At 27.9% G+C, this 26,500-nt stretch carries 27 protein-coding genes; 8 read left to right on the top strand and 19 right to left on the bottom strand.

What is annotated here, in order from left to right; translation table 11 throughout:
- Nucleotides 1-43: 43 nt before the first annotated feature.
- Nucleotides 44-361 carry a hypothetical protein gene (locus tag NQ543_RS05560; RefSeq protein WP_004609851.1) on the bottom strand — a complete coding sequence of 106 codons (318 nt, stop codon included), beginning with the start codon at nt 359-361 and terminating at the stop codon, nt 44-46.
- A gap of 99 nt (nt 362-460) precedes the next feature.
- On the opposite strand from NQ543_RS05560, the gene NQ543_RS05555 reads away from it, so the two are divergent.
- A complete protein-coding gene (locus NQ543_RS05555; RefSeq protein ID WP_004609852.1) occupies nt 461-979 on the top strand; it encodes a hypothetical protein in 519 nt (172 codons plus the stop codon).
- 23 nt (nt 980-1,002) lie between these two features.
- Here the strand turns inward: NQ543_RS05555 and NQ543_RS05550 are convergent, their stop codons facing one another.
- From NQ543_RS05550 to NQ543_RS05515, 8 genes are all read right to left on the bottom strand, one after another.
- On the bottom strand, nt 1,003-1,443 hold the full coding sequence (locus tag NQ543_RS05550) for an Rrf2 family transcriptional regulator (RefSeq protein WP_004609853.1): 441 nt from the start codon (nt 1,441-1,443) through the stop codon (nt 1,003-1,005).
- Between the two features lie 187 nt (nt 1,444-1,630).
- The gene (phnX, locus tag NQ543_RS05545; RefSeq protein WP_004609854.1) at nt 1,631-2,410 is read right to left on the bottom strand and encodes a phosphonoacetaldehyde hydrolase; all 780 of its coding nucleotides are present in this window, start codon (nt 2,408-2,410) and stop codon (nt 1,631-1,633) included.
- Nucleotides 2,410-3,504, bottom strand: a complete 1,095-nt coding sequence (locus NQ543_RS05540; RefSeq protein WP_004609855.1) for a 2-aminoethylphosphonate--pyruvate transaminase — start codon at nt 3,502-3,504, stop codon at nt 2,410-2,412. The genes phnX and NQ543_RS05540 overlap by 1 nt, the downstream gene beginning before the upstream one ends.
- Nucleotides 3,505-3,519: 15 nt before the next feature.
- Nucleotides 3,520-4,503 carry an extracellular solute-binding protein gene (locus NQ543_RS05535; protein ID WP_004609856.1) on the bottom strand — a complete coding sequence of 328 codons (984 nt, stop codon included), beginning with the start codon at nt 4,501-4,503 and terminating at the stop codon, nt 3,520-3,522.
- Between the two features lie 2 nt (nt 4,504-4,505).
- On the bottom strand, nt 4,506-6,122 hold the full coding sequence (locus NQ543_RS05530) for an ABC transporter permease subunit (RefSeq protein WP_004609857.1): 1,617 nt from the start codon (nt 6,120-6,122) through the stop codon (nt 4,506-4,508).
- Nucleotides 6,122-6,871 (bottom strand): ABC transporter ATP-binding protein, encoded by a 750-nt coding sequence (locus NQ543_RS05525; protein ID WP_004609858.1) that lies wholly within the window; start codon nt 6,869-6,871, stop codon nt 6,122-6,124. Before NQ543_RS05525 ends, NQ543_RS05530 begins: the two co-directional genes overlap by 1 nt.
- 125 nt (nt 6,872-6,996) lie before the next feature.
- Nucleotides 6,997-7,860 carry a MurR/RpiR family transcriptional regulator gene (locus NQ543_RS05520; RefSeq protein ID WP_004609859.1) on the bottom strand — a complete coding sequence of 288 codons (864 nt, stop codon included), beginning with the start codon at nt 7,858-7,860 and terminating at the stop codon, nt 6,997-6,999.
- Between the two features lie 329 nt (nt 7,861-8,189).
- Complete coding sequence (locus tag NQ543_RS05515) at nt 8,190-8,744, bottom strand: DJ-1 family glyoxalase III (RefSeq protein ID WP_039904181.1); 555 nt, start codon at nt 8,742-8,744, stop codon at nt 8,190-8,192.
- Nucleotides 8,745-8,945: 201 nt separating this feature from the next.
- Here NQ543_RS05515 and NQ543_RS05510 point away from each other — a divergent pair, with 201 nt between their 5' ends.
- Genes NQ543_RS05510 through NQ543_RS05500 form a run of 3 tightly spaced genes read left to right on the top strand, consistent with a single transcriptional unit; the run spans nt 8,946 to nt 11,515 of the window.
- Nucleotides 8,946-9,554 carry an ECF transporter S component gene (locus NQ543_RS05510; protein ID WP_004609861.1) on the top strand — a complete coding sequence of 203 codons (609 nt, stop codon included), beginning with the start codon at nt 8,946-8,948 and terminating at the stop codon, nt 9,552-9,554.
- Nucleotides 9,555-9,560: 6 nt separating this feature from the next.
- Nucleotides 9,561-10,742, top strand: a complete 1,182-nt coding sequence (gene coaBC / locus NQ543_RS05505; protein ID WP_004609862.1) for a bifunctional phosphopantothenoylcysteine decarboxylase/phosphopantothenate--cysteine ligase CoaBC — start codon at nt 9,561-9,563, stop codon at nt 10,740-10,742.
- Nucleotides 10,742-11,515, top strand: coding sequence for a type III pantothenate kinase (locus tag NQ543_RS05500; protein ID WP_004609863.1), 774 nt, complete (start codon nt 10,742-10,744; stop codon nt 11,513-11,515). Before coaBC ends, NQ543_RS05500 begins: the two co-directional genes overlap by 1 nt.
- Nucleotides 11,516-11,563: 48 nt before the next feature.
- On the opposite strand, the gene NQ543_RS05495 is transcribed toward NQ543_RS05500, so the two are convergent.
- Genes NQ543_RS05495 through NQ543_RS05465 form a run of 7 tightly spaced genes read right to left on the bottom strand, consistent with a single transcriptional unit; the run spans nt 11,564 to nt 17,986 of the window.
- Nucleotides 11,564-12,262 carry a DUF421 domain-containing protein gene (locus tag NQ543_RS05495; protein WP_004609864.1) on the bottom strand — a complete coding sequence of 233 codons (699 nt, stop codon included), beginning with the start codon at nt 12,260-12,262 and terminating at the stop codon, nt 11,564-11,566.
- Between the two features lie 53 nt (nt 12,263-12,315).
- Nucleotides 12,316-12,825, bottom strand: a complete 510-nt coding sequence (locus NQ543_RS05490) for a flavin reductase (RefSeq protein WP_004609865.1) — start codon at nt 12,823-12,825, stop codon at nt 12,316-12,318.
- Complete coding sequence (malQ, locus tag NQ543_RS05485; protein WP_004609866.1) at nt 12,815-14,242, bottom strand: 4-alpha-glucanotransferase; 1,428 nt, start codon at nt 14,240-14,242, stop codon at nt 12,815-12,817. Before malQ ends, NQ543_RS05490 begins: the two co-directional genes overlap by 11 nt.
- Before the next feature lies 1 nt (nt 14,243).
- The gene (locus tag NQ543_RS05480) at nt 14,244-14,885 is read right to left on the bottom strand and encodes a lactate utilization protein (RefSeq protein ID WP_004609867.1); all 642 of its coding nucleotides are present in this window, start codon (nt 14,883-14,885) and stop codon (nt 14,244-14,246) included.
- A 50-nt stretch (nt 14,886-14,935) separates the two neighbouring features.
- Nucleotides 14,936-16,948, bottom strand: coding sequence for a ferrous iron transport protein B (gene feoB / locus NQ543_RS05475; RefSeq protein WP_004609868.1), 2,013 nt, complete (start codon nt 16,946-16,948; stop codon nt 14,936-14,938).
- Entirely contained in the window at nt 16,938-17,174 is a 237-nt protein-coding gene (locus NQ543_RS05470; RefSeq protein ID WP_039904185.1) for a FeoA family protein, read from the bottom strand. The genes feoB and NQ543_RS05470 overlap by 11 nt, the downstream gene beginning before the upstream one ends.
- A gap of 11 nt (nt 17,175-17,185) precedes the next feature.
- Nucleotides 17,186-17,986, bottom strand: a complete 801-nt coding sequence (locus tag NQ543_RS05465; protein ID WP_039904187.1) for an MBL fold metallo-hydrolase — start codon at nt 17,984-17,986, stop codon at nt 17,186-17,188.
- 191 nt (nt 17,987-18,177) lie between these two features.
- Here NQ543_RS05465 and NQ543_RS05460 point away from each other — a divergent pair, with 191 nt between their 5' ends.
- Nucleotides 18,178-18,696, top strand: a complete 519-nt coding sequence (locus tag NQ543_RS05460) for a cysteine hydrolase family protein (protein ID WP_004609871.1) — start codon at nt 18,178-18,180, stop codon at nt 18,694-18,696.
- Nucleotides 18,697-18,765: 69 nt separating this feature from the next.
- The gene (locus NQ543_RS05455; protein WP_004609872.1) at nt 18,766-19,830 is read left to right on the top strand and encodes a branched-chain amino acid aminotransferase; all 1,065 of its coding nucleotides are present in this window, start codon (nt 18,766-18,768) and stop codon (nt 19,828-19,830) included.
- Between the two features lie 77 nt (nt 19,831-19,907).
- On the opposite strand, the gene NQ543_RS05450 is transcribed toward NQ543_RS05455, so the two are convergent.
- Both NQ543_RS05450 and NQ543_RS05445 read right to left on the bottom strand, forming a co-directional pair.
- Nucleotides 19,908-21,248, bottom strand: a complete 1,341-nt coding sequence (locus NQ543_RS05450) for a citrate synthase (RefSeq protein WP_004609873.1) — start codon at nt 21,246-21,248, stop codon at nt 19,908-19,910.
- Between the two features lie 105 nt (nt 21,249-21,353).
- On the bottom strand, nt 21,354-22,034 hold the full coding sequence (locus NQ543_RS05445; RefSeq protein WP_004609874.1) for a class I SAM-dependent methyltransferase: 681 nt from the start codon (nt 22,032-22,034) through the stop codon (nt 21,354-21,356).
- Nucleotides 22,035-22,248: 214 nt separating this feature from the next.
- Here NQ543_RS05445 and NQ543_RS05440 point away from each other — a divergent pair, with 214 nt between their 5' ends.
- Both NQ543_RS05440 and NQ543_RS05435 read left to right on the top strand, forming a co-directional pair.
- Complete coding sequence (locus NQ543_RS05440; protein ID WP_004609875.1) at nt 22,249-24,582, top strand: cation-translocating P-type ATPase; 2,334 nt, start codon at nt 22,249-22,251, stop codon at nt 24,580-24,582.
- 21 nt (nt 24,583-24,603) lie between these two features.
- Nucleotides 24,604-25,914 (top strand): amidohydrolase, encoded by a 1,311-nt coding sequence (locus NQ543_RS05435; RefSeq protein WP_004609876.1) that lies wholly within the window; start codon nt 24,604-24,606, stop codon nt 25,912-25,914.
- Nucleotides 25,915-25,942: 28 nt separating this feature from the next.
- Here the strand turns inward: NQ543_RS05435 and NQ543_RS05430 are convergent, their stop codons facing one another.
- Nucleotides 25,943-26,485, bottom strand: coding sequence for a hypothetical protein (locus tag NQ543_RS05430; protein ID WP_004609877.1), 543 nt, complete (start codon nt 26,483-26,485; stop codon nt 25,943-25,945).
- Nucleotides 26,486-26,500 lie beyond the last annotated feature (15 nt).

Raw genomic sequence — 26,500 nt, 5'->3', positions numbered from 1 at the left:
AAAATATGATAATTATTTAGGTTTGTGACAAGCCCGATAAAAATCAATCTTGTAGCTTTATTCCCATCTCTTCAGTTAATAAGCTTAACAACATTTCAATACGTTCATGCAACAAATCAATTGCCTGATTTAAAACTATTTTTTCATCTAAGCTATAATTGTATTCACTTATTTCATACTGACATTTTGTAATTAAATAATCATAATTATTATCCCCTACTTTAATCAAATAATTCAAATTTAATAAATTATTTTTATCATAATCATAACTTACTTTAATTTTTGCTTTTACATTTTCAAATCGTGTCTTTTTCACTTTACTTATTTCATTTGCATTAATATTTATTAATTTTGCTTTCATCTTTTTTCCTCCTTAATATCTTATACATATGTAAAAGCATTTTTTCTTTTTTTATTTACATCTTTTTACCCTTTTATTAAAATAACATTGGAGGTATTTATGTATTATATTATTACTTTTTTTACTTTTATTTTATCTTTAAAAACTTCTTGGATCTATAATAACTTTACTTACTTATCATATCAACCTACTTTGCGTATTTATTTTCTTATCTGGATTAGTGTTGTTTCAATATTTTTATTGATTAAAACAATTAAGCTTTTAAATTATAGTTATATTACTGGATTAGATAAATTATTAATTAGTTTTAACTTAATTTGTATTTTATTAGGTAGTTATTTACCGTACGATCCTAATAATACAAATATTTTATCAACTTTACATATTGTTCTTTCAAGCATCGCTTCATTATCATATTTAATAATAATTCAAATCATTATCAATCGCTTAATTCCAATTGATTATAATGCTTATAACCAAATAAATATAATTTATCATCGTTTAATTACAATTTTAATAATGCTTATTATCATGTTTGGAAGCATTAATACTATTATTGAGTTATTTACCATTTTTACCATTTTATTTATTTTAAATAAAATTGAAAACACGCTGTAATCTTTTCAGCGTGTTTATATTTATTATTTATCTTTAGAAATATAATATTTTGTATCTTTTATAACATCAGCTAATGTTATCTTTTTTAGTTCGTTTTCCAATGCATTTTGTACTTGTACTAACTTCCCATCTAAAATATTATGAATATTTCTTCCTACTGGACACTGACTATTAGGATTTTCATGAAAATGAAAAAGTTCTCCATTTTCTATACATTCTACAGCACTATATATATCATAAAAATTAATTTGTTCAAGTTCTTTTGCGATAGTTGCCCCACCGCTTCCACGTTTTACTTCAACAAGTCCAGCATTTTTTAGTTGTGATAAAATTTTTCTAATGATAACTGGATTAACATTTACACTAGCTGCTAAAAAATCACTTGTAATTTTATAATCATCTTTAAAAGTATCAATACACGCAAATATATGAACTGCAATTGTAAAACGGCTTGAAATTTGCATGATTATCCCTCACTTTCCTGCTTAATTGATTATAGTGATAATTTATACTAATGTCAATGTACTTCTTTTTTCAAAAATATTTACTTTACTAAAAAATACGATTCTTTTATAGAACATATTTCCGTATCTATTTTTAGAATCATATTTTTTGTTTTAAAAACTTAATATATTTAAACTACTAATTTTTTTAATTATATTTATTAATAATATCAATCAATTCACTTAAATTATTAATCACATAATCAGCGCCAGCATCTAAATATATTTGTTTAACTTTTTCAACTAATTCAGTTTTTTTAATTTTATCTAAATTATTAAATTCTTCTTCATTTAATCCTAGAGTTGAACTTCCCTCAATTACCCCAATTGTAATTACACCAGCGTTTAAACCCTCTTCTATATCAGAAACTGTATCACCAACTTTAATTACATTTTTAACACTTGTAACATTTAAAGTTTGAATATTTTTAAAAATCATATATGGATAAGGACGGCCTAAATGATTGGTTGCATCAGGAGAATACCAACAATCTGGACAATATCCTTGTTCTTTAGCACTTTTTAAAACAGGTTCCATCATCATATCAGTATATCCAGTAGTTGAACCAATTTTAATTTTCATTTCCTTGAGTTTATTTACTATTTCTATAACATATGGCTTAATACCAGTATGTTTAGTAATTCCAGCCATTAATGATGCTTCAAATAATTCATAAATTTTATCAATATCTTTTTTATCATAATTACGATTATATTTTGTTTTAAAGACTTCATTAATTGTTGGCATTTCCAACATCCTTTTAATATGATCAATTTTCAACATTCCCATTGGTTCTCTGATTTGATCAAAAGTTGGATCAATTCCATAAGCATTAAAAGCATCTTTAAATGCTTGTACAGGTGCAAAACAACCATAATCAACAGTTGTTCCTGCCCAATCAAAAATTACTGCTTCAATTCTACTCATTATGCTACCTCCGCTAAAAAATCTTTAATAATTGAACATAAATTCAATATATCAGCCTCATAAATTTCTCCAATATTTCCAATTCTAAATGTTTGAGCTGTAGTTAATTTACCAGGATAAATTGCATATCCACGATTTTTTATATAATTATACATTTCATTAAATTCAAAATATTTATCGTTTGGATAATAGAAAGTTGTAATAATCGGCCCTTGATAGGCTAAATCAACATAACTATCCATCCCCATTTCTTTCATTTTTTTAATTAATAAGCGATTATTGGCATAATAACGCTCACTACGTTTTTCTATCCCACCTTCTTCAAGCAATTCGTCGATTGCTTTAGAAAAAGCAAGGACTACATGAGTTGGTGATGTAAAACGCCACTTACCGTCTTTATCCATTGTCTCCCATTGATCATATAAATCCAATGATAAACTTCTAGCTTTGCCTTTACAAGCAATTAATAATTGTTTATTTGCGATAATAAATGAAAACCCTGGCACACCTTGAATACATTTATTGGCACTACTAATAGTAAAATCAATTCCTAATTTCCCTACTTCAATATCCACACCACCAAAACTACTCATTGCATCAACAATAAATATCCTATTACGTTCTTTAACTACTTTGGCAACACTTGCAATATCATTTAAAATTCCTGAAGTTGTTTCACTATGTACCATTGCAACATGAGTTATAGCAACATCTTCATTTAATTTTTCAGCAATTACTTTTGCTGATGGATTTTCATTTTCAGCAAATTCAATTACTTCATAATTAACTTTAGCATGTTGACAAATATTTGCCATTCTTTGACCATAGGCACCATTTGCAATAATTAACAGTTTTTCATTTTCTCCTACAACACTTGTAAGAACTGATTCCACTCCAAACGTTCCACTTCCTTGCATTAAAACAACAGTATATTCATCATCATTTACATGTGCTAATTCTAATAGTTGTTTTCTAATTTTTTGAGTGATTTTTTTATAATCATCGTCCCATGTACAATGATCAAATAACATTTCTTGTTTTACAGAAGCAGTGGTTGTAAGTGGCCCAGGTGTCAATAGTTTATAATTTTTCATGATTTATAATCTCCTTTACTTACATTGCTCAGATAATTTTTGATGTTTTTCTAATAATTCTGCAGTTAATGGTTCTGCAAATATTTTTGGATATGTAGATTTATTTGCATTATCACTAGTTTCACCTTCATATAATGGATTAGGATAAGTTTCTAGCAATTCTTTACGTCCTTTTTCAATAATGCATTTAGCCATCTCCATAGCTTTATCTTGACGTTTACTGTCTTCTTTTTTTACAACTGCAATTGATTCTGTCAAACTAAAATTCCCTTCAGTAGGATCAATAAAATCAATTGGTAAACCATCCTCTTTATCACGCACCGCTTGATGACGCAAACCAAATCCAATAGCAACTTCACCGGCTCGAACTTTTTTAATTGGTCCAGAACCAGAATCTTCAATATGAGCCCCAGCATTTTGGTAAATACCAGTCAAAACTTCTTTAGCTCCGTCTTCACCATATTCACTAATCAATGCTTGAATTAATAACCAAGCTGTTGATGAAGATGCAATATCTGTTACTGATACCATATCTTTATACACAGGATCAGCCAAATCTTTTAAACATGTAGGTGTTGGCAAATTATTAGCTTTTAATTCTTCTGTATTTACAATAATTGCTCCTTCTTGAGAAGTAATTGGTATATAAAAACTTGGAAATTCTGTCAATGTTTTAGGGTTAAAAGTTAAGTCTACAAACATTTTATTTTCATTTTGAGCACTATCTAAATAAAATGAACTCATTGTAACTAGATCTGCTTCTATGTCGCTACCTTCAGCGATAAGTTTTCCACCTAATTCTGATGTTCCAAAAGTTTGAAAGATGTATTCTCCTTCAAAACCATTGTTATCTAATGCGTTTTTCATTGCTGTTACAGCTTCATCATCAGCATTAGAATAAATAATTACTTGATCATCAGTTGATGAACATCCTCCAAGTGCTAGTGAACTACAAATCATGGCACTAGCTAATAATCCTTTAATAAATTTCTTTTTCATTTTTATTTTCCTTCCTTTTTCTTAATAATATATTTAAATACTCCTTTAGCAATTAAATTAATTAATAAAATTAATATTGATAATACAAATATTTCATTAAATTTTGCAAAATGCTGTAACTCTTTGATTTTGGTCGTCATAACCATTGTTCTTGCTCCAGCAATAAAGATTACTGCACTAACCGTTACCATTGCATTAATAAAATAATAACTAAATACTTCAAATAATGATATCAGTGCATTAGGGGTAATAATTCTTGTAACTGTTTTTAACCAATTATCTCCCATTAGTTTTGCTGTTGTTTCAAACGATCCATTCATCTTTACCAATGCATTTTTCATCATTAAATATGGTGATGAAAAAAAGTGCACGATATTACATAAAATAATAATTAAATACGTATTTTGTATTGGTGTACCAGAAAAAATTAATAAATAAGCGATTCCTAATACCATCCCTGGAATTGTATTAGTTATTAAAGCAATTGATTCAATTGTTTTCTTTAATCCCTTACCTAAATTACTTCGAGCCGTTACTAATGCCCCACCATAAACAACCAAAGTTCCCAATAAAGCTGTTAAAATAGCAACAACCAATGAATTTTTAATTACTCCTAATAAAGCATTATCTTGAAAAACACTTATAAAATTTTCAAATGTAAAAGTTATTCGATATGGCCATTCACCAACAAATGGAACTATTATTATTACTGCAAAAATAGCAATAATAATAACATTAATAATTACACTTAAACTTCCCCATATAACATCTCGAGCATAATTTTTCTTTAATTCAATTGTTGAAATTTTATTATATCTAATATTGTATTTTTCTAAATAATGCAATAATGCAATTGATACAATTGATGGAATCAGCATTGTCATCGCTACAACTGCACCACCGGCAAAATCAGGAATACTTCCTAACATTTTATTGTACAATAAGCTTGCAACAACATCATATTTTCCACCAACTGAAGCTGGGATTCCAAAGTCTGTAAAACTTAGAAAGAATGCCTGAATAAAAGCAGCTACCAATGTGCCAAGTAATGGGATCATTAATGTATTTTTAAATGTTTTAAAATAATTATCATTCATTAATTTTGATACAATAATGAATTTCTTATCAATATAACTCATCGCATTATTAATTAGCATAAATGCAATTGGAAAAGTATAAATTACATATCCTAACAATAGACCATTAAATCCATAAATATCAAATAACTGAAAACCAAATACCTTTGTCCATAATCCTTGTTTACCAAATGAATAAATTATTGCAAAACCATAAGTAATCGTTGGTAATAACATTGGTAACATTGATATATTTACAACAAATTTCTTTAACCATTTAAACATCCTCGTATAGTTAATACTATAGGCAATAATAAAAGCTAAAACGACTGATACAAAAGCACTTGTTAACGATACTATAAAACTATTTTTTAATGTATGACCAAAGCCTGTTGTTTGATATGTATTAATATAATTTATAAATGAAAATTCATTACCATTATAAAATGATTGTAATAATAATGAGCCAAGAGGGATAACTAAAAACGTAGCAAAGAGTACTATTATGATTCCATAGATAAATTTAATCTCTTTATTTTTCATTAGCTTACCTCACTAAACAACGATATAATATTCTTTCGCTTTATTTCTAATTGATTTAAGATAAAGTTTTTAACAAAATCACAACTCGGTGCATTAATTATTTCTTCTGGTTTACCAAATTGTGCAATTTTTCCTTCATTAATAATCAATACTTGATCCGATAAAGTTAAAGCCTCTTCAGGATCATGAGTAACAATTATCGTTGTAAGGTTATATTCTTTAGCAATCAATTTAATTCTTTCTTTGATTGATTCTTTAATTACACCATCTAATGCACTCAATGGTTCATCTAATAAAAGAATTTTGGGTTTCATTACCATTGTTCTTGCTAAAGCAACACGCTGTTTTTGTCCACCAGATAATTGATCGATTTTTTTATCTAAATGTTTTTCTAAACCTAACAAATGGATTAAATCATTTACTTCTTCTTTAGTAGAAATATTCTTTTTATTTTTTAATCCATATATAATATTTTCATACGCATTTAAATTAGGAAATAATGCATAATCTTGAAAAACGATATTAAATCCTCTTTTTTCCATCGAAACATTTGTTAAATCTTCATCATCAAATATAATCTTTCCGCTATCAACTTCACTAATTCCTAAAATTAAATTTAGCAAAGTTGTTTTTCCGCTTCCTGATGGTCCTAAAATTGAAACAATTTGTCCTTTCGGTATTTCAAAATTTAAATCATCTAATATTTTAATTCCATCAAACGACTTAATTATCCGTTCCAGTTTTAACATTCATATTACCTCCTTTGAACACTTGCATTATACTTATTTCAAACACTTACTTTCTACTTATTTTTCTTTAAAAATTTGTTAAGACAATGTAAAAAAAGAAGAGCTGATAATGTAGAAATTCTACATCATTGCTCTTCTTTTAAATAACCTCGATGACTAATCAACTTACTATTATAATCCAATTGTTTAGTATAATAATCATAATCACTTTTAATAACTCCCATGTATAACATATCAACTAAAGCAGTTTGTACAGTTCGAGAAAAAATAGCATCTCCATACATTAATTGATCGTTACTTGTTGATAAAACAATATTTGCATATTGGGTTAACATCGTATTTTCAAAATTAACTATCGCAATTGTAAAAGCACCCTTTTCATAAGCGATTTTTAATGCATCAACTGTTTCTTTAGAATTACCGGAATAAGAAATTCCAATTGCTAAATTATTAGAGTTTAAATTACTGGCATTAATGCTTTGTAAATAACCATCATCATATAATACAACTTGTTTACCTAAATAAATTAATTTGATCATTAAATCATTTGCTACACTTAATGAATTTTCAACTGCAAAAATACTTATATGATTACTATTATGAATCGCTTTTATTGCGTTTTCATAATTTTTAATAGAAATTGATTTAAGTGAATCTTCTAACATAGTTATTGTTCTTGCAACGATATTACTTGGAATATCTTTAATTAATTCTTCTTTTCCTAATGTATAACCATATAAAATATCAACATTATTACTTTTTTGATTTTTTAATAATTCATATTTAAATTCTTTAAAACTATTATAGCCAATCGCTTTAACAAAACGCATTATTGTTGGTTGTGAAACACTTACTTCTTTACTTATTAATGTCATTGATAATTTTGCATAATCATCATTAAAACTAAGAATGTAATCAGCAACTTTTTTCTCTGATGGTCTTAAAATATTATAGATCATTTTTATTCTAAAAATAGCTTTATTTATCATATTTACTCCTTGTACATTTTCTACATATTTTATTAATTTATATACATTATTATCATAATTTATTTTAAAAAAAGTTGCTATAAATGATTAAAATTTGATATTAAGAATATGTAATTTTTTTGTAAATAAAATAAAATTTGATTTTTTGTGATAAATATTCTTCTTTATTAGCGTTTTTGTATATCTTTCATATAATAATTTTTAACTTACTCAATACAATCTAAGATATAAAAATTGTAATCTATAATAAATAGTAAGTTTTTTACTATATCAAAAAAAGATAATGGAACAGTTTGAAAAACTACACATTATCTTTTCATATTTTAAACTTAAATATTTTCTTTTAAAAATTTATATTGCATTCCTTCTTGAATATTTGAACTATCAATACCTAAGGCTTCTAAAATACAATAACTAAAGGCTAATGATGCTGCAGGACCTCTTCCAGTAATTATATTTCCATCTTGATAAACTAATGTATCTTGATAAATCGCACTATTTAATTCTTTTTCAAACCCAGGGAAACAAGTTACTTTTTTATCTTTAATTACCCCGGCTTTTTCCAAAACAATTGGACCTGCACAAATTGCAGCAACTATTTTATTAGCGTTATTAAATTTTTGAACAAGATCAATAACACGTTTATCATCTCTTAAATTTGTTGCTCCTGGTAAACCTCCAGGAATTACTAAAGCATCATATGTTTCGATATTTTCATCACATAAACAATCCATAACTACTTTTATATGATGTGAGCTTTCTACTTCTAATTTATCCATTCCTACCATTGTACATGTAACGTTTGCACGAGTCATTACATCTACTACTGAAAGTGCTTCAAGCACCTCAAATCCATCATGAAATAATACAGCTACTTTTTTCATTTTGTTTCCTCCTTGCATATCACTATTCTAACATTAAATTGGCTAAATTGCATTATCAATGATTGAAAAATGAATTGTATAGTAATATAATGAGCGTGTTATTAACATAAAGACTTAGTAATGACAAGACATTAACTATTTACTGTGTGATAACAAATACATTATAAACACCGTATCTAATGAACGGTAGTGGAGGTTAAAATGAAAAATAAAAAAACTAAAGATCTTATTTTGTATGCAATGTTTATTGCAATTGAAATGTTGCTTGTATTCATTCCTTTTTTAGGATATATCCCAATTGGGCCTTTACGTGCAACTACTCTACATATTCCTGTTATCATTGCAGGAATTACTCTAGGTAAAAAAGGCGGAATGATTATTGGACTTGTTTTTGGGTTAAGTAGTTTATTTTATAATACGATCAGTCCAACAGTTACTTCATTTGTTTTTTCACCATTTATTAGTGGTAGTATTTTAAGTGCCGTAGTTGCAATTGCTCCTAGAGTTTTAATTGGCTTTTTTGCAGGGGGTATTTTTGAGCAGTTTTGTAAACATAAATGGAATCAATATGTAGGAATAATAATTTCTGGGTTAGCTGGTTCTTTAGCCAATACGATTTTAGTATTAGCTGGAATATATTTTATTTTTGGACAAAGTTATGCTCAAGCGATAGGTCAGGATTTCAATTTATTAATGGCTTATTTGATTGGAATTATTACTAGTAGTGGAATTTTAGAAGCAGTTGTAGGAACAATTATTGCTCTAATGGTATGTAAACCATTATTAGTATATACAAAGAAAGGAATGTAGATATAAATGAAAACAATAGTTGTAGGAATTAGTGGTAGCATTGCGGCGTATAAAGCATGCGATGTAGTTAGAGCATTAATAAAAAAAGGTTATGATGTTGAGGTAATTATGACAAATAATGCAACCAAATTCATTAGTCCTTTAACACTAGGAGCATTGATTAATAAACCGGTATTAGTGGATGATTTTGATGATGAAGGTTACCAAATCAAACATATCAGTTATGCTAAAAAAGCTGATTGTTTTGTTATTGTTCCTGCAACAGCTAATATTATTGGCAAAATTGCTAATGGAATTTGTGATGATGTGTTAACTTCAACATTTATTGCAGCAACTTGTCCTAAATTAATTGCACCTGCAATGAATGTTAACATGTATGATAATTTAGCTACACAACGCAATATCGAAAGATGTAAAACATATGGGATTAAGTTTGTTGAACCGGGCTATGGTTTACTTGCTTGCGGAGATACTGGTCGTGGCAAATTATCAGATTTAGATCATATTTTAACAATGATTGATTATTGTTTAAGCGATAAACCATTAAAAAACAAACGAATCTTAATTACTGCTGGTCCTACGCAAGAACCATTGGATCCAGTTAGATATATTACTAATCATTCTAGTGGTAAAATGGGCTATGCCCTTTGTAAACGGGCTTTTGAAATGGGAGCTAAAGTTACTTTAGTTACTGGTCCAACAACACTTAAACATCCTTATGGTATTAAAATTATTGAAGTTAAATCAGCTTTAGAAATGTTTAAAGCAGTTAAAGATAATTATCAAAAACAAGATTTTATTATTAAAGCTGCTGCAGTTGGTGATTATCGCGTTAAGGAAATTGCTAGTGAAAAAATAAAGAAAGCGGATGATGTTTTAAAGCTTGAATTAGTTAAAAATGATGATATTTTAGCTTATTTAGGAAGTCATAAAACTAATCAAATTTTATGTGGTTTTGCCATGGAAACTAATAATTTAGTTGAATTTGCAAAACAAAAATTTGTTAATAAAAATTGTGATCTATTAATAGCAAATAACTTAAAAGATCCTGGGGCGGGATTTAAAAATGATACTAATAAAGTTACTTTTATTAGTAAAGATGAAATTGAAGAAATTGAATTAATGACAAAAAGCGAGTTAAGTGATTTAATTTTAAGAAAATTAATTAAAATTAAGGAGGCAAAATAGTGTTAATAGTTATTGATATTGGTAATACCAATATTACAATGGGATTAGTTGATAATAATGAAATAATTGATAATTATCGTTTAACAACTAAATTGGAGAGAACTTCTGATGAATATGGTTTTATGCTACTTAGTTTTTTAAATGCATCAAATATTGATGTTAAGGAAATTGAAGATGTGATCATTGCTTCAGTTGTTCCTAAAATAATGTATTCATTTAGTAATTCTATTAAAAAATATTTTAATAAAGAACCTATTATTATTGGTCCAGGAATTAAAACTGGAATTAGAATTAAAATCGACAATCCAAAGGAATTAGGTGCAGACCGTTTAGTTGATGCTGCTGGAGCTTACTATATTTATGGTGGTTCTTGTTTGGTTATTGATTTTGGAACTGCTACTACTTTTGATGTGGTTGATGAAAACGGTGATTTTTTAGGTGGGGCTACAGCTCCAGGAATTGGAATTAGTATTAATGCTCTTTCTAACCAAGCTGCTAAATTACCAGAAATCGAAATTAAAAAACCTAAAAATGTTATTGCTAAAAACACTGTTAGCAGTATGCAAGCTGGAATTGTTCATGGTTATGTTGGCTTGACTGAAAATATTATTAGAACAATAAAAAAAGAGTATGGTAAGAATCTTAAAGTTATTTCTACTGGAGGCTTAGGTAGAATTATTTTCAATGAGACTGCTTTGATTGATGTTTACGATCCTGATCTAACTTTTAAGGGTTTAAAAATTATTTATGATAAATATAAAAAACTAAAATAAAATGACACTTAATGTGTCTTTTTATTTTAGTATAAATATATAAATTATTTATGTATCAAAATTTCTTTCAATTTCATTTAGTGTATAAATGATTAAACTATTATTATCAGCTTGATACATTAAAATTATATCCAAAAGTTCAATATTACGCACCTTTAATTCTTTTTCTAGCCATTTTTCATCTTTATTTATCTTTTTTAAATTATCAAAATAAATATGTCCTTCTTTAACTAATAATGTAGGTAATTTTACTTTATTAACTTTTATTTGCATATCCTCAACTACTAATGGTCGATATCTTTCTTTTGGAAAAAAACTAAACCGTCCATTACTCTCTAATACAACTGTTTGTAACTCATTTAAATTAAAATATCCTGCAATTCTGCATTGCATTAAAAACTCATCAAGATCAACTTTAGCTTTTTTTAACTCATTAAAATAAATTTGATCATTTTCATACAAAATAACTGCGTAACCATCAATAATTTTTCTTAACTTTAATGATTTCCCAGTTATTTTAGATAAACAAATAATGACTATTGCATATACAATCATTGCAATCAATGGCTGTAAAATATTATCTGCTCCTGCCATAACTAATTCGCTAGCAATACTTCCTATTGTTATTCCATTAATATAGTCATACATATTTAACTGTGTAACTTGTCGATATCCCATTAATTTAGTAATAACAAACAAAACTGCTAATGAAAAAAGTGACATAAGAATATACTCTATTATTTGCATAACATCACCATAATTAGTATGTCTATTTTATAAAAAAATAAACGAAAAAGATTCTAATCCTTTTCGTTTACATAAGCATTTTCAATTTCACCAATATACACATAATGATAATCTTTTTCTGGATAATAGTTATTATCTAATTTATCATCAATAAAGCCTTCTGGTGTTATCTTACCTTTATATAATTTTTTACAAACAAAAGTCATTTTTCCTTGTTTGAAAGTTGGTTGATTATCAACCATTTCAACATCAAAACCAACTTCATCAATCTTATTGACATCACGGCCTGATTTACTACCTAAAACGCCCAATTCCTTTTTATAACCTTCAAAAAAAGTTAATGTAAAATGATCACTTGCATCAACAAATTCTCTTGTATAACGTTGAGGTCGAATATAAACAGTAACTATATTTTTATTCCAAATAACTCCAATACCACCCCAAGAAGCAGTCATTGTATTTACTTTATCTCTATTTAATGCACTAATTAATAGCCAATCTTTTCCTATTGCTTTAAATGGATTTAAAACAATTTCATCAACATTTATTTTTTTAAAACTCATCTTGATCCTCTTTTCTTAACTTAAAAAACAAATCTAATCCTTTTTTAACCAAATCAATTTCAGGTACTCGATACGTCCAATTAATATCATTAACTTCACCTGGAACATTAAACCTTTGATCATTATTCACTTCTAATAAATCCCAAATTGGGATAATTACATCACTAGCATTAGAATGTAAACAATAACTAATAATTGCCTGATTTAAAGGCAAATTATTTTTAAAATAATTTCTATAACTTTCAACTTGATAATCATCAAGTCCTTCTATCCAGCCTTTAAGAGTTTCATTATCATGAGTACCAGGATAGAAAAAACATTCACCAAGTTCTTCCAGTTCATCAATTGACATAAATTGAAAAACCTTCATTCCTTTTAACCCATAATGATCTTTAAGCTCTACAACTTCTTTTCTTAAATATCCTAAATCTTCTGCAACTAATTCAATATCCCCTAATTTATCATATAAACAATCAAATAATTCATATCCAGGGGCATAACGCCAATATCCATTAGCTGCAGTTGTAAAATTTGATGGAATATCCCAATAAGAATCAAATGCACGAAAGTGGTCAATTCTCGTAATATCAAAAATTTTACTTGCCCAACCAATCCGATTGATCCAAAAATCAAAATCATGTTCTTTTAAATAATCCCAATCATAAATTGGATTTCCCCAATATTGACCAGTTTCACTAAAATAATCAGGCGGAACACCAGCAACATCAGTTGGATAGCCATCTTCATCAAGTAAAAATGAACAATTATCTATCCACACTTCTACTGAACCATGGTCTACATAAAATGGCATATCACCAATGATTTTTATTCCTTTTTTATTGGCATATTTTTTTAATGCAAACCATTGCTTATAAAAAATATACTGAACAAATTGATAATAGCCAATTTCATCTTGATATTGTTCAAGATTAACTTGATAATATTTAGGATAATATTTATGTTCATCTTTCCATGAGGCCCAATCAAAAGTACCATTTATTGAAGCAAATGTACAAAAGATTGCATAATTTAATACCCAAGGAGACATTTTTAAAAATTCTTGATATTCATCATTCTCCTTAAAATTTTTATATGCTTTTAATAAATATTTATGCTTAAATTCTCTGACTTTATCATAATATACTATATTACTATCACTTAAAAATAACTCAACTTCATCTAATAAATTCATATCTACCAATTGATTTAAATCAATATATATTTCATCACCAGCATATGTACTAATTGCTCGGTAAGGAGAATTAGCCTGATATGAAGGATGAAATGGTAAAATTTGTAAATAATCAGCTCCATTTTGTTTTAATAAATCGATAGTTTGATACGCATTTTTTCCAAAATCACCGATTCCAAAGTCAGAGGGAAAACTCGATAACGGAAATAATACTCCTACTTTCATATTAATACCCTAAATCTTCATTTACAATGATTACTTTAATACGATCAGCATTAACCTGATATCCTAATTTAACATAACTGCTACAAATACGATCAGCTGATAAACAGTTTTTACATTCACCTGTTTTTGCACAAGGTGTTTTCTTATTTAAACGGACCGCATTAGCTGGGGCACTAATTGTTTTAATGTGATTGATTGCTTCAGCTTCAGTTTCAAAAACTTTATTTTTTCCAGCTACAACGATTACTTCTTTTGGTCCATAAATCATTGCTGCAACACGATTACCAGTTCCATCTATATTATATAGATGACCATCTGTTGTTAAAGCATTAGTACTTGTAATAAAAATATCACTTGTAAACGCCTTTTTAAATACATCATTTAATTCTTCTCTACTTAAACCTTCTTGATAACGATCGTTATATACTACATCACTTTCTTTAATTAAGTCAATAACACCAGTTTCAAATAAAGTCATTGATCCGCCAAGGGAAACAGTTTTTTGATTAGATAAATATCTTTTTAAATAGTTATGTAATTGTTCAAAGTTTTCAACAAAAGTAATTTGCATGTTATTTTGATTAAATGCTTTAATCATTCTATCTTCTCTAATTCTTATAATTTCTTGTAAATTTTTATCCATAATTGTAAGTCCTTTCAAAACATCTATAGTACTATTATATTCTTTGTTTACTAAGAAATCAATAAGGCAATACGATAAACAATAAAAGCTACTATATATGCAACTCCTGTTTGATACAAGGCTGTTAAGATTGCTTGACAAAGAGACCCTAATTCTCTTTTAGTTGCTGCAAATGCTGCAACACAAGGCATATACAAAACAGTAAAAGTTAAAAAGGCAAAGGCACTAGCTGGTGTCAATAACATATGTAAAGATCGATATAGGGCAGCTGGTGTCGCTGAATTTGTTAAAACTGATAGTGTTGAAACAACTGATTCTTTAGCTGTAATACCTGTTATAAGTGAAGTTGACAAACGCCAATCTGAAAAACCTAATGGTTCAAAGATAAACGCTAATTTACTACCGATATACGCTAAAATACTTTTTGAACTGTCACTTACCATTTCAAATCTAAAATTGAAACTTTGTAAAAACCAAATTAATAAAGAAGCAACAAAAATAATTGTAAAAGCTTTTTTCAAGAAATCTTTAGCTTTTTCCCACATATGCATAATAACATTTTTAGCAGTAGGTATACGATAACTTGGCAGCTCCATAATAAAAGGAATTGGATCACCAGGAAAAACCGTAGCCTTTAATAATAACGCCGAACAAATTGCTACTAAAATACCAATACAATAAATTGTAATCATTACTAGCGGTGCTTTATCACTAAAAAAAGCTGCAATGATCATTCCATAAATCGGTAATTTAGCACTGCATGACATAAATGGTGTAACAATAATTGTCATTTTACGATCTCGCTGTGATGATAATGTTCTAGATGCCATGATTGCAGGAACTGAACAGCCAAAACCAATTAACATTGGAACAAAAGATTTGCCAGATAAACCAATTTTTCTTAATAATTTATCCATAACAAAGGCAACTCTTGCCATATAACCACTGTCTTCAAGCATCGATAAAAAGAAAAATAATACAACTATTAATGGTAAAAACGAAAGAACACTTCCTACCCCAGCAAATACACCATCTTGTAATAAAGAAATCAACCAAGTAGCAACATCTTGACTTTTTAAAAAGTCAATAATTGTATTTGTAATAAAATCAATTCCATTTTCCATTAATGTTTGTAATGGAGCGCCAATTACATTAAATGTTAAAACAAAGATCAATAACATTATTAAAATAAAAATTGGTATTCCAAAATATTTATGAGTTAAGATTGCATCAATTTTTTCAGATCTTAATTGACTATTTGTTTCCTGTTCTTTAAATACTGTTTTACTAGTGATACTTTCAATTGTTTGATAACGCATTTCTACTAATGCAGCATCTTTATCTAAACCTTCTTTTTGTTCCATATCTTTAATAATATGATCAATAATATGTAATTGATGATCATCAAGCTGTAATTGTTTTATAATATCTTCATTACCCTCAATTACCTTAGTAACAGCAAAACGATTAGGTAAATTAGTTTTATTAATATTTTCCTCAATTAAATGACTAATTGAGTGAATTGCTTTATGAATTTCACCACTACATAAATCTAAATGAAAACAGTTTTTTTCTGTTAAAGTTTCTTCAATTGCTTCAATCAATGCTTCAATTCCTTCATTTTTACTTGCAGAAATTGGAACAACTTTAATCCCTAAAGCATCTTGCAATCCTTCAACATCAATACAGTTACCGCTATTAATTACTTCATCCATCATATTTAACGCTAAAATCATTGGAATATTTAATTCCAATAATTGCATCGTTAAATATAAGTTTCTTTCAATACTTGTAGCATCAATGATATTAATGATCATTGATGGTTTTTCACGAATTAAAAAATCAGTTGAGACGATTTCTTCCATAGTATATGGTGTTAATGAATAAATACCTGGTAAATCAACTAATTTAATATTTGGATGTCTTTTAATTGTTCCTGATTTCTGTTCAACTGTAACTCCAGGAAAGTTTCCAACATGCTGATTTGAACCTGTTAAAGCATTAAATAGCGTTGTTTTTCCACAATTTTGGTTACCAATCAATGCAATTGTTTTATTTGCCATTGTCAATCACCTCAACTTCAATCATTGCTGCATCATCTTTTCTAATCGTTAAAACATAACTACGTAAATATAGTTCAATTGGATCTTTCATAGGTGCAACTTTACGTACTTTAACAATTGTTTTAGGTGTCAATCCCATTTCTAATAAACGTCTTCTAAGCAATCCTTCACCATGAACTACCGTAATTTTTCCACTCATCCCCGGTTCTAATTTATCTAATGTCATAAAATACCCCCTCACAACTTAAATATTTCTAAATCATCTGGTACATAAATATTTCCATTAAAATATAATTTAGCTTCATTTGTATATAATTGTTTACGTTTTTCTAAATTCATTTCTTCACTATGATACAATAGCAAATTTTCAACTTCTAATAAGTTAGCTATCAAGCTTGCATCTTTAACAGTTGAATGATGTTTTTCATACGGTTTAAAAATATCTTTTTGCTTATCTAAACAAAAAGCCTCACATAATAACCATTTAGCTTTATATGCATATTGATAACATGATTCATGATACGGTTCATCACCTAAACATGTCAGTTTTCCATCTTCTAACGCTATACTAAAGCCAAACTGTTTGATTTTTGTTGAATGAATATCAAAAAATGTTATCATATGACCTAAAATCGTTAAAGATTGACCATCTTTTACCTCATTGATAAAAATTCGTTTTCCAATTAAATTATAAAGCTTTTCTTGTAATGTCAATTTAATAATTGTTTTAATCGTATCAACTAATTCATCATGACAATAAATTTGAAAATTACCATCATATTGTTTATTTTTTATCATTGTAGCAATCATTCTAAAAATCCAAACAGTTCCTAAAACATGATCACTATGACCATGCGTTACAATCATATATTTTATCTTTTTTAAATCAATTTTAGCTAAATCCAACTGTCTTAAAATACCATTACCACCACCGGCATCAACAAGTAAATATTCATTTTTATTTTTTAAAACAAAGCAAGTATTGTAACACTTTTTAACACCTGCATTACCAGTTCCTAGCACTATTAATTTTTCCATAAAATCCTCCACGCTAGATTATACAACAAATTAGCAAAACTTTATAGTTAAATTAATCAAACAAATTATTTTTTGTTTATAATAATATATAATAAAAGCACAATCTTGTATACACCATTTAAAAATAATGATAAAGTGATTACATATAAAGATATATTAAAAGTTTTAATTTATTATAAAGGAGTATTGATATGAAAAAATTATTAGTTGTAATTGACTATCAAAATGATTTTGTAAGTGGTAGTTTAGGCTTTGATCAAGCAAAAGAAATCGAAGATTATTTAGTTGAATTAATTACTAAGTATCACGATCATTATGATGATGTTATTTTTACTTATGATACACATTATGATGATTATTTAAATACTGATGAGGGGAAAAATTTACCAATTGTTCATTGTCTTGAAAATAGCGAAGGATGGAAGTTATATGGAAAGATCGATGCATTGGCTAGTAATGATAAAAAAATTAAAAAGAATACTTTTGGTTCTTTGGAACTTGGAAATTATTTAAAGGATAAAGATTATGATGAAATTACTATTGTTGGTGTAGTTTCTAATATTTGTGTTATTTCTAATGCTATAATTATTAAAACTGCCTTACCGAATACTAAAATTATTGTTGATAGTAAAGGAATTGCTAGTAATGATTTATCATTACAACAAAAAGCTCTTGATATTATGAAAAATTTGCATATTGAAATAAAATAATTAATTGTATCTTGTAACAAACCTGAAATAAGAGTATACTTATAGATAACTTAAAGGGGGTAGTTGATAATGGAAATTAAAATTGAAAGAGCTAAAACACTAAAAGAAAAACCTGATCAAAATAATCTAGGTTTTGGAACTTATTTTACTGATCATATGTTTATGATGGATTATACTGAAGGAATTGGTTGGCACGATGCTAGAATCGTTCCATATGCTCCTATCGCTATGGATCCAGCAACAATGGTATTACATTATGCTCAAGAGACATTTGAAGGATTGAAAGCATATCGTAATCCTAAAGGAGAAATAACATTATTTAGACCTGAAATGAATGCTCGAAGAATGATTAATTCCAATAAACGTATTTGTATGGCAGAATTACCTGAAGATATGTTTGTTGAAGCTGTTGAAGCAATCGTTAAATATGAACAAGACTGGATTCCAACTGCAAAAGATACATCTCTATACATTCGTCCGTTTATGTTTGCAAGTGAAGCAAGTGTAGGTGTACACCCAGCTAAATCTTATACATTTGTCATCATTTTATCACCAGTTGGTAGTTATTATCCTGAAGGTGTAAATCCAGTAAAAATTTGGGTTGAAGATGAATATGTTCGTGCTGTAAAAGGTGGGACTGGTTTTACAAAATGTGGTGGAAACTATGCTGCTAGTATTGCTGCTCAAGTTAAAGCTGAATCTCATGGTTATACACAAGTATTATGGTTAGATGGTGTTCATCGTAAATATGTTGAAGAAGTTGGAACGATGAATGTTATGTTTTTAATTAATGATACTGTAGTTACCGCACCGCTTGAAGGTTCAGTGTTACCAGGAGTTACTCGTGATTCAATCATTCACATTCTTAAAGATTGGGGATATAAAGTAGAAGAACGTGAACTAAGTATTGATGAATTAATGGAAGCTGGACGCAATGGTAAGCTTAAGGAAGCTTTTGGAACAGGAACTGCTGCAGTTATTTCGCCAGTTGGCCAGTTATATTATAAAGGTGAAGAAATCGTTATTAATGATTTTAAAACAGGTGAATTAACACAAAAATTATATGATACTTTAACTGGTATTCAATGGGGACGTTTAGAAGATAAATACGGTTGGGTTCGTTATATTAAATAAATAAAAATGCTAAATTCCTAAATTAGGTTTTTAGCTTTTTTTTGTTAAAAAACACTGACTTTTGCCAGTGTTTGTAGTTATTTTCTTTTATCCAATGAAATATATTCGTGTGTTTCACCAACATATTTAGCGGCAGGTCTAATAATTCTACCAGAATATAATTTATTTTCAATATTATGAGCTAACCAACCTACTGCACGTGCAACAACAAACATCAATGTATATAATTCACGAGGAATTGATAACATATCATAAATCAATCCACTATAAAAATCAACGTTTGCACAAACAGTAATTTCTTTTCGTTTTTTTATAGCCTTAATTGCTGCCTGTTCAAAACGATAATAAAATTCAAACTCTTTATCTCGTCCCTTTTCTTTAGCCAATTCCTTACATTGTTGTCTTAAAATAACACAACGAGGATCACTAACAGTATATACAGCATGACCAATACCATAAATTAAACCACTATTATCATTAAATTGTTTATCTAAAATTTTTTCAACAATATTTTCAATTTCTTGATCAGTAGCTTCTATTCCTATTTCATCAATTGCAAGAAGCATCTGTTGCATTACTGCTAAGTTAGCCCCACCATGCTTAGGTCCCTTTAATGAACCAATTGCTCCAGCAAAGCTTGAATAAATATCAGTTCCTGTAGAACTAATTACAACATTAGTAAAAGTAGAGTTATTTCCCCCACCATGATCAGCATGTAATACCAAGCACATATCTAAAACTTCTGCTTCTTTTTGAGTGAATTGTTTATTATCTCTAAGTAGATATAAAATATTTTCAGCAATTGACAAATCATATCTAATTTGATGAATATATAAACTTTCTTTATCAAAATAATGTACTTTGCTTCGATAAGCATAACATACAATCAGTGGAATTTTAGCAATTAAATTTAATCCCTTATACATTGTTTCTTTAGGACTAGTGTTATCAGGATCATCATCATATGAATACAACATCAAAACTTCTTGCTGTAATTTATTCATTAAATTCTTTGATGGAAAACCTAATATTTTAGACTCTAAATAATTTGGTGGTAATTCATAATATTTAGACATCTCATCTTTAAATTTATTTAATTCATCTTCGTTTGGTAAATATCCAAACAAAATTAAAAAACATGTCTCTTCAAATAAAAATCTTTGATGCGGTTTTCTTTTATTAATAATATCGCTAACATTAATTCCCCGATAATATAACTCCCCTTTACAGTCAACTTTTTTACCACCAACTCTTTTATAACCTACGACATCTGATATTTTGGTGAGACCGACAAGTACTCCAGTACCATCTTCATTTCTTAGACCTTTTTTAACATCATATTTTGAATAGAGTTCATTATCAATACGATATTCATCTTTTCTAACTTTTTCTAGAAATCCTTCTATAAACTCACTCATATATATACCCCCTAAACTTTACATGTATTATATCATTATTTAGTATAATTGTATACAATCTATGTTAATTTAAAGTTAACTAGAGCCTCTATTATAGAATTTATATTATTTTTTTCTAGCTGCTATAAGTAACATCATTGGACGTCTCATTTCATCTTTCATTCCAAGTAAATTCATCATCTCTTTTGGTGGCTGTGGTTCAATAATATGTTGTAATTCAAAATCATTTTTAAGTAACGTATTTAAATAAGTTGTTAAAGTTCGATGATATTTGATTACTGGTTCTTTTAAAAATATTGCTTCACGCTTTCCTTCATAAAAATAATTATCAACTGGAAAATGCTTAATATTACCATTTTCATCATAATACCTGTCTTGATTTCCATTAGCAGTAAAAATTGGATGTTCAACTGAAAAAACAAGATTTTCTCCACTTTTTAACCACATTGATATATTATTTACTAACGATTTAAAATCTTTTACATAATGAAATACAAGTGAACTTATAATTATATCAAAAATATTTTTTGAAAAAGACAAATCTTCCATTGCTATACAGCGATAATCGATTTTTTTATCATTATTTTTATTTTTTGCTACTTCCAATATCTTTTTTGAAATATCTATTCCTAAAACATATCTAGCTCCATTATCTATTGCGTATTTACAATGCCATCCATACCCGCATCCTAAATCTAAAACGGTTTTATCTTGAAAATCAGGTAAAAATTTTTTTAATTCATGCCATTCACCGACTCCTTGTAACCCTTTTTTTGATTGTTCCAATTGACCATATTTATAAAAAAATCTTCATTATCATATTTATTTTCTTTCATAATAACTTCCTTTCGTCTTTAAATTATTTATATATTATAGCATTTAATTATTAGTTAATCATCGTGTTTTTAATTAATAATCTTGTCTTGTTTTAATAATTATTTATATTACTTAGGTTGTTTAATTAGAATAATTAAGCTAAAATTAATATAGAGGCGATATTATGGAAAAAAAATTTACAGGTTTGAGTGATCAAGAAGTTATCCAAAGAATTAATGAAGGAAAAGTTAATAATGTCGATAACAAAATTACTAAATCTTATAAAGAAATATTTATCAATAATACAATTACTTTTTTTAATATGATCAATATTTCTTTGTTAGCATTACTTATCTTTGTTGGTTCTCATAAAAATACTTTATTTATTTTAGTCATTGTTATTAATACGATTGCTGGAATATACCAGGAAATAAAAGCAAAAATTACTTTAGATCAACTTAAAATCATTGTTTCTTCTAAAGTTGATGTTATTCGTAATGGTATAACTAAAACAATTGCAATCAATGAAATTGTTTTAGATGATTATTTAATTTTACATACTGGTATGCAAATACCATCAGATAGTATTTTAGTTGATGGTTATGTTGAGGCAAATGAAGCATTGTTGACTGGAGAATCAGATCCAATTTTAAAGCAGATTGGTGATAAACTTTTTTCTGGCAGTTTTGTTACTTCTGGTAAAGGGATATGTAAAGTTATTCATGTAGGTAATGATAATTATACTAATAAGATTGCTAATGAAGCAAAGAAATTAAAAAAACATGAATCTAAATTGAATCAAAGTTTAAATATGATTTTAAAGTATATTAGCATTATTATTGTACCATTAGGAATATTATTGTTTTTAAAGCAATATTTATATGGTAATTTAGGGTTTAATGATGCAATTGTTAGTACTGTTGCAGCAATTATTGGAATGATTCCTGAGGGACTAGTTTTACTTACAAGTGTTGCCTTAACTATCAGTGTTCTTCGTCTTGCAAAGCAAAAAACTTTAGTCCAAGAATTATTTTGTATTGAAACTCTTGCTCGAGTAGATACTTTATGTCTTGATAAAACTGGTACAATTACTGAAGGAACGATGAAAGTTGAATTTGATGTTAAAATATGTAATGTTGATATTGAAGAGATTGTTGGTAATCTAATTAATTCATCAACTGATGAAAATGTTACTTCTAATGCGCTAAAAAAGCATTATACTAAAACGAATAATTATAAATTATGCCATAATATTCCGTTTAGTTCTGATCGTAAATATAGTGGTGCTTCGTTTTATCAAAAAGGAACTTATTATTTAGGGGCATATCAATTTTTATTTCCCCAAGGTAATGATGAGTTAGAAACAATATGTAATAAATATGCTAGTGATGGTTATCGTATTTTAGTTTTAGCTCATAGTAGTGAAGTAAAACAAGACGATAAATTAGCTTTGGATTTAACTCCATATGGTATCATTGTTTTAAGCGATGTAATTAGAAAAGATGCTAAAGAAATTCTTGCATATTTTGATAAACAAGGTGTTGATTTAAAAGTAATCTCTGGTGATGACCCGCTTACCGTTGGAGCAATTGCTAAAAAAGCTGGTTTAAAAAATGCTAATCATTATATTGATGCATCTACTTTAAAAACACCTCAAGATTTTGAAAACGCACTTAAAAGTTATTCAGTATTTGGACGTGTAACCCCACAGCAAAAAAAAGAAATGGTTTTAGCTTTAAAACGTTTAGGACATACTGTAGCGATGAGTGGTGATGGTGTTAATGATGTTTTAGCTTTTAAAGAAGCTGATTGTTCAATTGCAATGGCAGCAGGCAGTGATGTGGCTAAAGATGTTGCTAATTTAGTATTATTAGATAATAATTTTAGTGCTATGCCACATATTGTTAATGAAGGAAGACGAGTTATTAATAATATTACTATGTCTGCATCAATGTTTTTAATTAAAACTATTTTTTCTATTTTAATTTCTATTGCAACTATCTTTTTAGGTCAAGCTTATCCATTTGAACCAATTCAGCTTTCTTTGATTAGTACCTGTGGCGTTGGAATCCCAACATTCTTTTTGACGTATGAAGCTAATTTTGAGCAAGTAAAAGGAAATTTTTTAACGACTGTTTTAGAAAAATCATTTCCATTTGCCCTTACAATTGCTATTGGTGCTGCCACGATTACTAATATTGGTTTATATTTAGGATATGATCCTTTAATGTTAGCAACTATTTGTATTTTATTTACAGGATGGAATTATTTACTTGCGTTATTAAAAATCTATCGCCCATTAACATTATATCGTAGAATTGTTATTTATCTTACTCAACTACTTTATTTTGCTTTAATGCTAATTGGACAGCCATTATTTGAGTTAACTGATATTAGTTTTAATTGGTTAGTTGTTTTATTAGCCTTAATTGTATATTCTTCGTTATTTATTGATTTTTCTAGCTATTTATTTAAACAATTGGAAAAATTTTATAATAAACATAAAAAATCAAAATAATATTATCAAAGGAGAACGATTATGTATGAAAAAATAAAATCATTGGCAAAGCAATATTATCCTGAAACAGTTGCTATAAGAAGAGATTTACATAAATACCCTGAACAAGGCTGGTTAGAAATGCGTACTGCTTCTTTAGTTGCAAAAAAACTAGAAAAGCTAGGTTATCAAGTATTAATCGGAAAAGAGATAATGTGTGAGGAATATCGAATGGGTGTTCCTGACCAAGAGACGCTTGAAAGTAATTATCAACGAGCTATCTTACAAGGTGCTGACCCTTATTATATAAAAAAAGTAAAAGATGGTTTTACAGCAGTAGCTGGTATTTTAAAAAATGGTAGTGGTCCAGTTGTTGCTATTAGATTTGATATGGATGCATTGTGTATTGAAGAAGATGATTCTATTAATCATAATCCTGGTAAATTTGGTTTTATTTCATGTAATCAAGGTACTATGCATGCTTGCGGTCATGATGGCCATGTAGCAATCGGTTTAACTGTTGCTAAAATTTTAAGCAATATTAAAGATAGTATTCAAGGAACAATAAAGCTTATCTTTCAACCTGCTGAAGAAGGTGTTAGAGGTGCTAAAAGTATTTGTAAAAGTGGTATTTTAAAAGATGTTGATTATATTTTTGCCGGACACATTTGGCAACAAGAAGCAAATGAAGATTATGATATTTATCTTGGGATGAATGAAACTTTTGCAACAACTAAACTTGATGTTATTTATCATGGTGTTTCTTCTCATGCAGCAGGAATGCCTCAATTTGGAAAAAATGCTTTATTATCAGCATCATCTTGTGTTTTAAATTTACATTCAATTCCTCGAAATAGTGATGGTTGTACTAGAATAAATGTTGGTACAATTAGTGCCGGTACTAGTCGTAATGTTGTTCCAGAAACTGCTAAATTAGAAATTGAAGTGCGCGGTGCAACTACTGAATTAAATAATTATATGGAAGTATATGCGCGTGATGTTATTCGGGGAGCCGCTTTAATGCATGATACGATTGTTGAAATAAAGCAAATGGGTAAAGCCTATTCTCTTGATTGTGATAAGGAAATGATGGATATTATCAATCATGTATGTAGTGAAAATTTAAAAGAAATCAAAGTTGCCCCAAATTATTTGAGTCCTTTAGATGGCAGTGATGATTTTTCTTATATGATGTCTACAGTTCAAGACCATGGTGGAATTGGTACTTATATGAAATTAACAACAAATCTTTGTGCCTCTCCACATAATTGTGCTTTTGATTTTGATGAAAAAGTTCTATTAACTGGTACTACTGTTTATAGCTGTATTGCATATTATTTATTGCACAAATAATCGTACGAATCATCGTACGATTATTTTATTATCTTTTATTTGTTTCAAAAAAACTCATAAAATTATCAACAGCATTATTAATATCGTCACCTAATTGTGTTCTAAATTCATCAAAATCATATTTAGCACCATTTATAATATCATCTAATTCATCATCATTTGCATTATATACTTCTTTAGCATACTCTTTAGTTTGATGAGCTAAATTTCTAATTGTATCTTCATCTCCAACTTGTCCTTTATCTGCGGCCACTTGTAAATAACTTGCATGTTCATATAGTTTTTTTGCAGTTTCTTTATCTTTTACATTATCAAGATTTTCATTAATATAAGTCACGGCTTCACTTACATCTGTTTTATTTACTTCATAATCATTATTAAATTTATTTGTTACTTCTTTATCGATTTTTTCTAAGTCATTATCAGTAGTGTCATTGTTTGTATCATTAGTTTGATCTGTCTGATTGGATTGATTAGTATCACTAGTATCTTCTTTACTACATCCTACTAATGTAAAACAAAATGTGCATACTAATGTTAAACACAATAAGTATTTAGTTACTTTTTTCATTTATATAATCTCCTT

Origin of the sequence: Thomasclavelia spiroformis DSM 1552 (assembly GCF_025149465.1) — a bacterium.
Lineage (GTDB): Bacteria > Bacillota_I > Bacilli_A > Erysipelotrichales > Coprobacillaceae > Thomasclavelia > Thomasclavelia spiroformis.
Note: the sequence above shows the minus strand (reverse complement) of the source record. Positions and strands in the feature narration are given on the sequence as shown.